The organism is Microcystis sp. M31BS1 (assembly GCF_020245285.1).
Lineage (GTDB): Bacteria > Cyanobacteriota > Cyanobacteriia > Cyanobacteriales > Microcystaceae > Microcystis > Microcystis panniformis.
Genome location: NZ_JADBVE010000022.1, coordinates 1 through 11,714, shown reverse-complemented (window position 1 = coordinate 11,714; position 11,714 = coordinate 1). Strand labels below are relative to the sequence as shown.

11 protein-coding genes and 1 tRNA gene are annotated in these 11,714 nt (G+C 44.5%); 8 read left to right on the top strand and 4 right to left on the bottom strand.

Annotation, left to right across the window (positions count from 1 at the left end; translation table 11 throughout):
* Positions 1-445 (top strand): IS200/IS605 family accessory protein TnpB-related protein (locus IM509_RS01070; RefSeq protein ID WP_272079458.1); only part of this gene is annotated, 445 nt, incomplete at its 5' end.
* 122 nt (positions 446-567) lie between these two features.
* Here IM509_RS01070 and IM509_RS01065 read toward each other — a convergent pair.
* Together IM509_RS01065 and IM509_RS01060 are read right to left on the bottom strand one after the other, a co-directional pair.
* Positions 568-649 (bottom strand) — tRNA-Leu (locus IM509_RS01065).
* A 54-nt stretch (positions 650-703) separates the two neighbouring features.
* Positions 704-1,384: a nucleoside phosphorylase-I family protein gene (locus tag IM509_RS01060; RefSeq protein ID WP_052276177.1), complete on the bottom strand. Its 681-nt coding sequence runs from the start codon at positions 1,382-1,384 to the stop codon at positions 704-706.
* Between the two features lie 123 nt (positions 1,385-1,507).
* Between IM509_RS01060 and IM509_RS01055 the strand changes: the two genes are divergently transcribed.
* Positions 1,508-2,563 carry an ABC transporter ATP-binding protein gene (locus IM509_RS01055; RefSeq protein WP_052276176.1) on the top strand — a complete coding sequence of 352 codons (1,056 nt, stop codon included), beginning with the start codon at positions 1,508-1,510 and terminating at the stop codon, positions 2,561-2,563.
* 208 nt (positions 2,564-2,771) lie between these two features.
* Here IM509_RS01055 and rimK read toward each other — a convergent pair whose 3' ends face one another.
* The gene (rimK, locus tag IM509_RS01050) at positions 2,772-3,677 is read right to left on the bottom strand and encodes a 30S ribosomal protein S6--L-glutamate ligase (RefSeq protein WP_110577791.1); all 906 of its coding nucleotides are present in this window, start codon (positions 3,675-3,677) and stop codon (positions 2,772-2,774) included.
* Between the two features lie 458 nt (positions 3,678-4,135).
* Here rimK and rlmN point away from each other — a divergent pair, with 458 nt between their 5' ends.
* The 6 genes from rlmN (at position 4,136) to IM509_RS01020 (ending at position 11,097) form a co-directional block, all read left to right on the top strand.
* Positions 4,136-5,149 carry a dual-specificity RNA methyltransferase RlmN gene (gene rlmN, locus IM509_RS01045; RefSeq protein WP_185237481.1) on the top strand — a complete coding sequence of 338 codons (1,014 nt, stop codon included), beginning with the start codon at positions 4,136-4,138 and terminating at the stop codon, positions 5,147-5,149.
* A 274-nt stretch (positions 5,150-5,423) separates the two neighbouring features.
* Positions 5,424-5,648: a rod-capping linker protein CpcD gene (cpcD, locus tag IM509_RS01040; RefSeq protein ID WP_002772199.1), complete on the top strand. Its 225-nt coding sequence runs from the start codon at positions 5,424-5,426 to the stop codon at positions 5,646-5,648.
* 287 nt (positions 5,649-5,935) lie between these two features.
* Positions 5,936-7,135 (top strand): bifunctional rod-capping linker CpcD/ferredoxin--NADP reductase PetH, encoded by a 1,200-nt coding sequence (gene cpcD/petH, locus IM509_RS01035; protein ID WP_052276174.1) that lies wholly within the window; start codon positions 5,936-5,938, stop codon positions 7,133-7,135.
* 98 nt (positions 7,136-7,233) lie between these two features.
* Entirely contained in the window at positions 7,234-8,076 is an 843-nt protein-coding gene (locus IM509_RS01030; protein WP_052276173.1) for a ChaN family lipoprotein, read from the top strand.
* Between the two features lie 214 nt (positions 8,077-8,290).
* The gene (locus IM509_RS01025; protein ID WP_052276172.1) at positions 8,291-9,166 is read left to right on the top strand and encodes a 3'(2'),5'-bisphosphate nucleotidase CysQ family protein; all 876 of its coding nucleotides are present in this window, start codon (positions 8,291-8,293) and stop codon (positions 9,164-9,166) included.
* Positions 9,167-9,225: 59 nt separating this feature from the next.
* On the top strand, positions 9,226-11,097 hold the full coding sequence (locus IM509_RS01020) for a GTPase family protein (RefSeq protein ID WP_185237480.1): 1,872 nt from the start codon (positions 9,226-9,228) through the stop codon (positions 11,095-11,097).
* 185 nt (positions 11,098-11,282) lie between these two features.
* Here the strand turns inward: IM509_RS01020 and IM509_RS01015 are convergent, their stop codons facing one another.
* The gene (locus IM509_RS01015; RefSeq protein ID WP_002762605.1) at positions 11,283-11,489 is read right to left on the bottom strand and encodes a hypothetical protein; all 207 of its coding nucleotides are present in this window, start codon (positions 11,487-11,489) and stop codon (positions 11,283-11,285) included.
* Positions 11,490-11,714 lie beyond the last annotated feature (225 nt).

Sequence of the window (11,714 nt, the reverse complement as noted above, 5' to 3'; positions counted from 1 at the left end):
TCGTTATTTAGTCAATCTCTTAGTTGACCAAGAGATAACAACTTTAGTAATTGGGAAAAATGACGGTTGGAAACAAGGAGTGAACTTAGGAAAAGTCAACAATCAAAAATTTGTGACCATCCCTCATGCTCGATTAATTGACATGATTATTTATAAATGTCGATTAGCGGGAATCTCTGTGATTATTCAAGAAGAATCCTATACCTCTGTTGCTAATTTTTTAAATTTAGAGCCGCTACCAGTGTATGGAGAAACAACTGAAAGGCCAGTGTTTTCAGGAAAAAGAATTTCGCGAGGATTATATCGCACAGATAAGGGGATTCTGGTTCAATCTGATGTCATGGGTTCCTACAACATTTTGCGAAAAGCATTCCCAAATGCGTTTAACCGCTATGGGATAGAGAGGTGCGTAGTTCACCCAAGGAGAATTAATCTCTCGAAGTAAAAGTGAAAGGAATTTCTGAAATGGAATTCCGTCTGTCTATATTTGACTATACTTTTACTAACTATCCTGCCGACATTCAATGTGACAAGGGCAATTCTTGTCGGAGGGCAGATAAAAGTTTATGCGGATGGCGAGACTCGAACTCGCAAGGCGTAAGCCACACGCCCCTCAAACGTGCGTGTCTACCAGTTCCACCACATCCGCTTGATTTTAGCTTAACCACTATAGCACAGAAAAAAAATAATCTGCAAGCAACTTTTAAAAATTACTGCCGCACAACTTTCGCACCACCTGAGTTAGTACGGATAAACCTTTTAGGGAACCTTGAATCAAATGGAAGGCTGGGACAGGACGGATTAACATTTGTCGAGCTAGGGGCAATGGTCGCAGCTGACCTTGATTATCAATTGCCGGGGCTAAATCGGGTAAATCCTGTGTCACCTCATCGCTAATCACGCGCACCATTGCCACTTTTTGCCCCCGTAAAGCCGCTAAAATCCTTGCTCCTTCCATATCGACCACTTCATAGCCCCCTTGTCCTAAACGTCGTTTTTCCTCGGATCGGCTAATCAGGCGATCGCTGGTTAAACCTTTAACAAGACTATATCCGGTTAATTGGGCGATTTCTGCGGTTATTTCCGGTTCGCACTGCCAATAATTCCCCGTTTCCGCGCCACAACCTTGATAGATTACCCCATCTCCGACCCGATAGCGATCGCTGAGACTGCCCGCTAATCCCATCAGCACAATTTTTCCCGCGAACTTATTAAGAAACTCTAGAGATTGCCTAGAGACTGGGGAACTGTCGAGGAATTCTGGAGCGCCAAGGTTAATGGGGATAATTTGCGGGGCTAAATCGCCGATTTTTCTTAATCCTCGGCGGATTGAGCTATGCTCGGCCCCCCGGGGAACGAGAATAATATCTTCAGGTGTGAGCATGAAATTTTTGAGAAAGTTTCCTAATTAGTCCATTGAGATGTTATAAATAATAGTAGTGAACTAATTAGGAATAATTCTTAAGTAAATGGCCCTGCCACTGACTGGGCGATTGTCTTTCTCACCATGAAAAAGTCTGTCATTCTGCGTTTATCCGAGGTTAACAAGCGTTTTCCTGCTTCTCCTACTCTAGCTGTTGATAATATCAGTTTTAGTTTAACAGAGGGCGAAATTCTCGGATTATTGGGCCCGTCGGGCTGCGGTAAAACTACTCTGCTGCGGATGATTGCGGGATTTGAAAAACCATCTCAAGGAGTGATTGAATTGGGAGGGCGAATAGTTGCCGACGAAAAAACCTTTATTCCCCCGGAAAAACGCAATACGGGCATGGTTTTTCAGGATTACGCTCTTTTTCCCCATTTAACTATCGCTGAAAATATCGCCTTCGGGTTAAAAAATTCTGGGGAGAAATTATCGAGCAGAGCTATTAACGCTAGAGTGGCGGAAACTTTAGATTTAGTCGGACTGCAAGGACTAGAAAAACGTTATCCCCATCAGCTATCGGGAGGACAACAGCAAAGAGTCGCCCTTGCCCGCGCTTTAGCCCCAAAACCCTCTTTAATCCTCTTAGATGAACCTTTAAGTAATCTCGATGTCCAGGTACGGCAACGGTTACGGCACGAGATCCGTCATATCCTGAAAGCGACTGGTATCTCGGCCATTTTTGTCACCCACGACCGGGAGGAAGCAATGGTGATCAGTGACACAATTGCGGTCATTTGTCAAGGAAAATTAGAACAAATTAACAATCCCGAAGAAATTTATAGTCATCCGGCCTCGCGATTCGTGGCTGAGTTTGTCACCCAAGCTAACTTTCTCCCCGCTAGACGGAAGGGGGAACAATGGCAAACCGAGATAGGACTCTGGACAATTCCTGATGGTCAAGATTTGGACAAAGGGGAATTGATGCTGAGAGAGGAAGATGTCAAAATTAAGCCGGATGAGACGGGAGAGCTAGTTATTTGCGATCGCCAATTTTTGGGGCGGGAATACCGTTATTGTCTGCTAACGGCTACCGGCAGCCAAATCCACGCTAGAACAACGATTAACACCCAATTAGACATCGGTACAAAGGTAAAACTATCGATTATTCCCGATAGCGTCCGTGTATTTGCTGACTGATAACTGATACTAAATCCTGTTTAAGGGGTGTAGGGTGTGGGGTGTGGGGTGTAGGGTGATGGGAAGTGGGGTGTGGGATGTGGGGAGAATAAATAAAAATAATCTCCCGTCTCCTAACTTCTGACTCCTGACTCCTGACTCCTGACTCCTGACTCCTGACTCCTGAATCCTGAATCCTGATAACTGATAACTGAGCCAAGGCTGACGGCTAATATTGATATCGATCGCGATTTAGGACTAGGGTGGCATTTTTAGCGACAAAATCAATAATTTTTTTGGCCACATCCACACCGGTGGCTGCTTCTATTCCTTCCAAACCGGGAGAGGAATTGACCTCGATAACCACGGGCCCGTGATTAGACCGCAATAAGTCCACACCCGCAACCCGTAAACCCATGGCTTTAGTGGCCCGTATAGCTGTACTGCGTTCCTCCGGGGTTAATTTTATCTTTTCTGCTTTGCCACCGCGGTGAAGATTAGAACGAAAATCCCCTTCGGCCCCCTGTCGCTTCATCGAGGCTACCACTTTTCCATCGATGACAAAACAGCGCAGATCTGCCCCACTGGCCTCTTTAATATACTCTTGTACTAGAATGTTAGCCTCTAATTGCCGAAAAGCTTCAATAACTGACTTGGCTGCTTGGTCGGTTTCCGCTAAAACTACCCCAATACCTTGAGTTCCCTCTAATAATTTAATCACTAGAGGGGTGCCGCCGACGGTTTCGATTAAACCATCGATATCTTGAGTTGCGTGAGCAATTCCCGTCACCGGTAAACCTATCCCTTCCCGAGCGAGGATTTGCAGACAACGCAATTTATCCCGCGACCGAGAAATTGCTTGCGAGTCGTTGGCAGTAAAAACATTCATCACCTCGAATTGTCGGACGACTGCGGTTCCATAGAAGGTTTTTGAGGCGGCAATACGGGGGATAATCGCATCGAAACTCTCCAAGGGTTTACCGTTATAAACAACCGTGGGTTTGTGGGAGGTGATGTTCATGTAACAGCGCAAATAATTGATCACTCGTACCTCATGACCTTGAGATTCTCCCGCTTCTTTCAGTCGCTTGGTGGAATAAAGAGAAGCGTCTTGCGATAAAATAGCGATTTTCATAAATTTTCGCTTAAATATTGCTTTTACAACTGAATAGCTCGTTATCCCCTAATATTGGCTTTTTTGACTGGCAACTCATAAAATTTCTGTTCTCGATCGAAGTCCATCGATCATTATGGCGCTGACAGTTCCCCTTGAACAGTTAAGTTAAATGAAAAGTAAAAAAGATCAAGCTTAAGACTAGATTTACTTTTGTCGTCAGGCTCATTTTAAGTTATAGTTTTAAGTACCTAAGCAAAATTAACTACAGATTTCGATAAAGCTTTTGCATGAGTGCCTTTTGCCTATCCTAACCAAGAAATTAATTTTGCACGACTACTTAAGTATTTAATTGACTAACAAAGACTACAGAAGGAGCAAAGGGAAAAAATGTCAATTAATGAATACAATTTTCTTAGAGTTTTGCTACTAGGGATGATCGATCGGTTAGAATGATAAGGTGATCAACGATAATAATTATGACTTTACTAGCGAAATCTTTAGAGGAACTGACCGACTGGGTAAAAGACCAGGGACAACCCGCTTATCGGGGTAAACAATTACACCAATGGTTATACGAAAAAGGGGTGCATTCTTTGGCGGATATTTCCGTATTCCCCCAAGAATGGCGCAGCAAGCTGGCGGATTATCCTATCGGTCGTTCCCTTATACATTATCGCAGTGTAGCACCTGATCGCACTCGTAAATATCTGCTAAAACTGGCCGATGGTTTAATTATCGAAGCGGTGGGAATTCCTAGTGAAAAAAGATTAACAGTCTGTGTTTCTTCCCAAGTGGGTTGTCCGATGGCCTGTGATTTTTGTGCCACAGGAAAAGGTGGTTTTACTCGTAATTTAAAAGCCTATGAAATCGTTGACCAAGTGTTAACAGTACAGGAGGATTTTCAACAGCGAGTTAGTCATGTGGTATTTATGGGTATGGGGGAACCTTTATTAAATATCCCCGAAGTGGTGACAGCGATTCATTCCCTGAATCAAGATGTGGGGATCGGTCAGCGTTGTTTAACGATTTCTACGGTGGGATTACCCCAGAAAATCAAGCAACTAGCCGAACATAATTTGCAAGTAACTTTTGCTGTTAGTCTCCATGCTTCTAATCAACAAGTTCGAGCCAAATTAATCCCCAGTGCCGACCATTATCCCCTAAGTAATCTGATCCAAGACTGTCAGGAATATGTTCAAATCACGGGACGAAGGGTGACATTTGAATACATTCTTTTAGCGGGAGTGAATGATTTACCCGAACACGCAAGGGAATTAGTCAAACTGGTAAAAGGTTTTCAATCTCACGTCAATTTAATCCCCTATAATCCCATTCAGGAGGTGGATTATCAACGGCCTGATGAAAAGAGAATTAAGGCTTTTAAAACTATTTTAGAACAGGAAAAAGTCGCCGTTACTGTCCGTTATTCCAGAGGTTTAGCGGCCGATGCGGCCTGTGGACAATTGCGATCGAGCGTCATGGTACAATAAACAGGCGTAAATCGGCCATTAACTAGCGTTGGCTGAATAAATCTAAAAACCTTGTTGGTTAAGACTTTTAGACTTTGGGGAAATCAAAAAGTGCCAGCCATTGGAGGGAGCGGGGGGAAGTTTCAGGGAAAAAGTCCCTTAAAATAAAACCCTACACCCTACACCCTACACCCTGCCCCCACGAGAAACTTTTTGCCGCAAACCCTAACTAGATTGCTAGTCTCCCTGCTAGGCTAAACTAGAGAACTATAACATCAATGTAGGAGCCATTTCGATGCAAAGTCTCTCTAGTGCCAAAGAAAATCGCCTTTTTGTCTATGAAGTCGTCGGTTTGAGTCAAAATGACAAGACTGATAACCTAGATTATTCTATCCGTAAGAGTGGCAGTGTCTTTTTAACCGTTCCCTATAGCCGCATGAATCAAGAAATGCGTCGGATTACCCGTTTAGGCGCTCGCATCGTCAGCATTAAACCCTTAAACGCTGCTGCGGCCGAGTAGTTCATAAAATAATTATTGCTAATATCTGTCCCCCGCTCTTGTCCTCATCAGGTCAACCAGGGGGATTTCTAGCATAAATGGGCAAAAGTAACATAAATCTTAATAAAAAGTAAAATGCTGCAAATGTAACAGATTTTAACCAGAGACTTGACCTATCCTATCCAAAAGGATAAAAGCGATGTCTGTGGTTTTTTTAAGATAACTCTCAATTAGGCCTAGGTGTAGTGTACCGATGATAGGCTAAACTATGGAACGATTATCGTGACTTGAGTTGGGAGTTATATTTAATGTACAGTCCGAGTACACTAGCGGGAAACCGTTTATTTGTTTACGAAGTGGCGGGTCTCAATCAAAACGACAATACTGACAGCTTGGATTATTCAATCCGTCAGAGTGGAAGCGTGTTTTTCACGGTTCCCTACAGTCGCATGAATCAAGAAATGCGTCGGATTACCCGTTTAGGTGGTCGTATCGTCAGCATCAAACCCTTCAATGGGATTGCCCCCGTAGCAACTGTTTCTAGTGCCTCCACACCACAGCCAATCGCTCAATCATCGCCCGTCCCCGAACAGACCAAGAAAAAGGCCATGACTCAAGCGAAAGAAAAAACAGATATCCCCGTCAACATCTACCGTCCGAATCAACCCTTTATCGGCAAATGTATCGAGAATTATCCTCTCGTTGATGAGGGGGGTATCGGCATCGTACAACACGTCACCTTTGACCTTTCCGGGAGCGATTTACGCTATTTAGAAGGGCAAAGTATCGGTATTATCCCTCCGGGTACCGATGCTAATGGCAAACCTCATAAATTGAGACTCTATTCGATCGCCTCCACCCGTCATGGTGATAAATTAGACGATAAAACCGTATCCCTCTGCGTGCGTCAGTTAGAATACCAACATCCAGAAACCAAGGAAACCGTTTATGGAGTTTGTTCCACCCATCTCTGTAATATAGGGGTGGGTGCCGATGTGGCTATTACTGGTCCGGTGGGTAAGGAAATGCTGCTGCCCAGTGATGAAGATGCCACTATCATTATGATGGCCACCGGGACGGGAATCGCTCCCTTCCGAGCTTTCCTCTGGCGGATGTTCAAGGAACAACACGAAGATTATAAATTCAAAGGTCTAGCTTGGTTGATTTTCGGAGTTCCCAAAACGGCCAATATTCTCTACCAAGAAGAATTAGAGAAAATCGCGGCGGAATTCCCCGATAACTTCCGTCTCACCTATGCCATCAGCCGGGAACAGCAAAATCCCCAGGGCGGCAGAATGTATATTCAACACCGGGTAGCCGAACACGCTGACGAAATCTGGAATCTACTCCAAAGTCCCAAAACCCACGCTTATATGTGCGGACTTAAAGGGATGGAAGATGGTATCGACGATGCTATCAGTGGTGCTGCCAATAAAAATGGCACCGATTGGTCTGTCTATCAGAAACAACTGAAAAAAGAACATCGCTGGCACGTAGAAACCTACTAAACCAGAAAGGTTCTCTGAAAATTTTTGCGGGTGGGCATTGTCCACCCTTTTTGTCTTGGCTTCGGTTAAGATCAGTTTCTTAAAAGACCTTTAAAAAGATGAAATTCTCTCGACGCTTTTTTCCCGTTTTCCTTGCCCTCTGCCTACTGTTTATTTTGCTGCCCCAGGCCTGGAGTTTTACTAATAGCCAAAAACAAATTCTGGCCGATTTAAAAACAGCCGAGATTATTTATCTGGGAGAAAGGCACGATAGTCAGGCCGACCATCAGGCCCAATTAGCTATTATCGAGTATTTACAGGCTAATAATCCCCAAATAGCGATCGCTTTTGAGATGTTTCAACGTCCTTACCAAATCTATTTGGATCAGTATTTAGCCGGCAAAATTAGCGAAAATCAGTTGAGAGAAAAAAGTGAATACGACCAACGTTGGGGATTTGATTGGGAATTTTACGCCCCGATCCTGCGCTTGGCCAAGGCGAAAAAACTACCAGCTATCGCCCTAAATACACCCACGGAAATCACTAGAAAAGTGGCACGGGAGGGCTTAGAAAGCCTCTCCACCTCAGAAATGACCTACATCCCCCCTAAAAGCGAAATAAACCAGGATAACGAGGAATACCGTCAACAGATCTTAGCCGTTTATGAGCAACACACGGGGGGCAGTAGTCAGGGATTCGATCGCTTTTTTCTGGCACAGGTTCTCTGGGATGAAACCATGGCCGATGCGATCGCTAAATTCTGGCAAGCTCATCCCGAATATCAGATCATCGTCCTAGCAGGAAAAGGTCATATTGCCTACGGTTACGGTATTCCCAGTCGAGTCCAAAGAAGATTAGGCGATCGCGTCAGCCAGCGCTCGGTTTTCTTAGGAGACGCTCCTCAATCATCACCAGCAGAAACCAAAAAACCCGCCGATTATTTTTGGCAAGGGCAAAATTAAGCAAGTCGGAGGTTAGGAAACAAGGGATGATAAGCTAATACCATTTTTCTTTATTCTTGGCAGGTATCTTACCCCTCCTCACCCCCCCGACGTCGGGGGGGTGAGGGCAATTAACCATCTCTGTCATTACTTTAGAAAAATGGTATAAGAAGCCAGTCTTTAAATTTCGCAGTTAATTTAGTGGATAATAAGTCTGAAAAACTGAGGCTATTTTATGATTAATTTAACCTGTCAAGATACCGAAACACTCGATCGCATTTTAGCTGTGACTCGTGCCGTCGGTTGGGGTGGTGCTAAAATTCTCCAATCCTACCACCGGGGTGAACAGGATTTAGCCATCAACGAGAAGAAAAAAGGCGGACCAGTGACAGCGGCGGATTTAGCGGCAAATCACTATATTTTAGGGGAATTACAAACAAATTTCTCTGATATCGACTTTGGTTATCTAAGCGAGGAAACCCACCAGGGTAATGAAGCTATCCCGAAAGATTGGGTATGGATTATCGATCCTTTGGACGGAACCCGCGATTTTATCGACAAAACGGGAGAATATGCCCTACATATCGCCTTATGTTATCAAGGAAGACCGATCATCGCCGTGGTTGCCCTACCAGATCAAGAAAAACTCTATTTTGCCCAAAAAGGAAAAGGCACTTTTCTAGAAACTAGCGACGGCAATATTACACAGGTAAAAGTTGCCAATAAAGATAAAATTACCGACCTCTATCTGGTGGTTAGTCGTACCCATCGCAACCAACGTTTTGATAATTTATTAAGTCAAATACCCTTCTTGGATAAAAATTATGTGGGTAGTGTGGGCTGTAAAATTGCCACGATCCTCGAACAAAAATCCGATGTTTATATCTCCCTATCGGGGAAATCGGCGGCTAAAGACTGGGATTTTGCCGCTCCAGAGTTGATTTTAACGGAAGCAGGCGGCAAATTTTCCTATTTTGACGGTCAACCGGTGCGCTATAATCGCGGCGATGTGCGGCAATGGGGGGGGATCATGGCCAGTAATGGTCCTTGTCATCAACAACTTTGTCAGTTGTCCACGGCAATCCTCGCCCAAATTGATGCCACGGTCTAATTTATGCCCCCTAACCGAGAATCAGAGATCGGTAGAATGGAAAAAAACCAGATCGAGCAATGTTACGGTTAAAAACTTGGCAAGGATTGATTTTAGCAGTTCCGATCGCCGCCGTGGTCATCTTTCTGATCGTGGCCGCCAGTTTCCAGATCAATCAATGGGGTTTAAATTGGATTTGGGCAGTTTTTACCCTGATTTTTGTCGCTTGGCGCTTCCTGTTGGTCAAATGGACGCGCCCAGTGGTCGGGGAAATCGAAGCCACCATTGGGGAAATTAAGGCAGAATTAACCCCTCCTGACGGTGATTCCGGGGGCAATGTCGAGGAAATTATCGAGAGGATTATCGTCGAGGCCCGCAATGATCGGCCGGTTTGGGAAGATTGGGCGACTTTTTGGCAACGCTGTCAGGATTTGGTCAGTGCCATCGCTCAGATCTATTACCCCGATGTCAAGTACCCCTTATTAAATATTTACATTCCCCAGGCCTACGGTTTAATTCGGGGAACCGTGGATGATAGCGATCGCTGGATGCAGAATCTTTCCCCGGCCCTGAATCAAATCACCATCGGCCAAGCCTATCAGGCCTACGAAGTTTATCAAAAATTGCAACCCTCGGCCCAGAAACTTTGGCAGGTCTGGAATTGGGCGCAATGGGTAATCAATCCCGCCGCGGCTGTGGCTAAAGTGGCCAGTCAAAAATACAGCGATCGAGCGGATCAGCAATTATTAGTCAATTTAGGGCAAGTTTTGCGGGAAAATGCCCTAAGAAATCTCTCTCGCCAAGCGGTGTTACTCTACAGTGGCAGTAATCTCGCCCCCACTCTCCCCACCAAAACCAAAATCGCCACTACTACTCTCAAGGAAATTCTCGCCCAAGCGGAACCGATCACGGAAATCGATCGCCAACCGGTTAACATTCTGCTGGTTGGACGCACCGGGGCCGGCAAAAGCAGTTTAATTAATACTCTCTTTCGGGCCGATTTAGCCCAAGTGGATCTATTGCCCAGTACCGACGCGATCCAATCCTACCATTGGCAAACCCCAGAAGGGGACGAGTTAATCCTCTGGGATACCCCGGGCTACGAACAGGCAAATCGGGCCGATGATCGGCAAAAGGTTCTTAATTACGCCAAAAACGCCGATTTATTGATTCTGGTAACTCCCGCCCTCGATCCCGCCCTGGCTATGGATGAGGCTTTTCTTAAAGATTTGCAACAAACTATTGACAATTTACCAGTTATAGTCTGTGTTTCTCAAGTCGATCGCCTGCGTCCGCTGCGAGAGTGGCAACCCCCCTATAATTGGCTGACGGGAGAAAGTCCCAAAGAAGTCAATATCCGCGAATGCTTGCAGTATCGGGCGGAATTATTCGAGGATCTCTGCGATCGCATTTTGCCGATGGTCAGTCAACAGCCGGATAGAGAAGCTTGGGGGGATGAGGAGTTATCAATCGCTTTGCTGGGGGCAATTTCACCCGCAAAACAGTTGCGTTTGGCCCGTTTTTTAGCCGATTTAGAAACTCGAACCCTGGCAGCGGCGAAAATAATCGATCGCTATACTTTACAGATGGCCACGGGACAAGGTTTAACGGCCCTATTAAAAAGTCCTATTCTCGGTTTTATCTCCACTTTAGCCACGGGAAGACCGACTTTAGCCTATCTTTTAGCTGAACAAATTCCTGTGGAACAATTACCAGTAGCGATCGGTAAATTACAGATGGCCTACGAGCTTTCTTCTCTCTTAAATACGGAGAATAAAAGTTTTGATTTATTGGCACTTTGGCCAATACTATTAGAAAATTCTAGCACTGCCGACAGGGAAGCTTGGGCCTGGGGTCATGCTCTGGTAGAATATTGGACAAAGGACTTATCGATCGAACAGTTCCGGTCAAGTTATCAGGGGTATTTAGAGACGGTAAAAACAGGCCTGTAGCCAGATTAATTAAACTAAAACTTTATTCCACTTTAAAAGTATAGGAGAGTGGGGAGGAAAGGTTTCTGGGGTTGAGATTTCTGGCCTTTGTACTAAAATTACCGATTTTGGAAGAGCCAAAGAAGCGCTGGGATCTTTTGGATTGTTAACTTCCCCTGTCTCATTTTTTGAATCACTGGTCATAACTAAACAATTAGTAGTGGTCTCTGTTCATTACCTTTTTGCAGTATTAATTGAGTATCTTCCTCCGTCTCAGTTTTAGCATATAAAGCCATGAGTTTTAATCCTTTGCGAATTACTTCAGACTCTGTTAAGTCTAGCTCTTTAGCTATTTCTTTAAGATATTCAGAGTCCTTTTGACTAAGATTTACTCGAAATTGTCTGGTAGCCATTTTTTTTTGTTAATTTAGTGAATTACTGATTATATCGATGGTGGTATCTGTAAGGTCGAGAAGAGCCATTTTTACCATCGAGGGCTATAGTAGGGTCAATTCATGAACTATAGTAGGGTCAATTCATGAACTATAGTAGGGTCAATTCATGAACTATAGTAGGGTCAATTCATGAACTATAGTAGGGTCAATTCATGAACTATAGTAGGGTCAATTCATGAACTA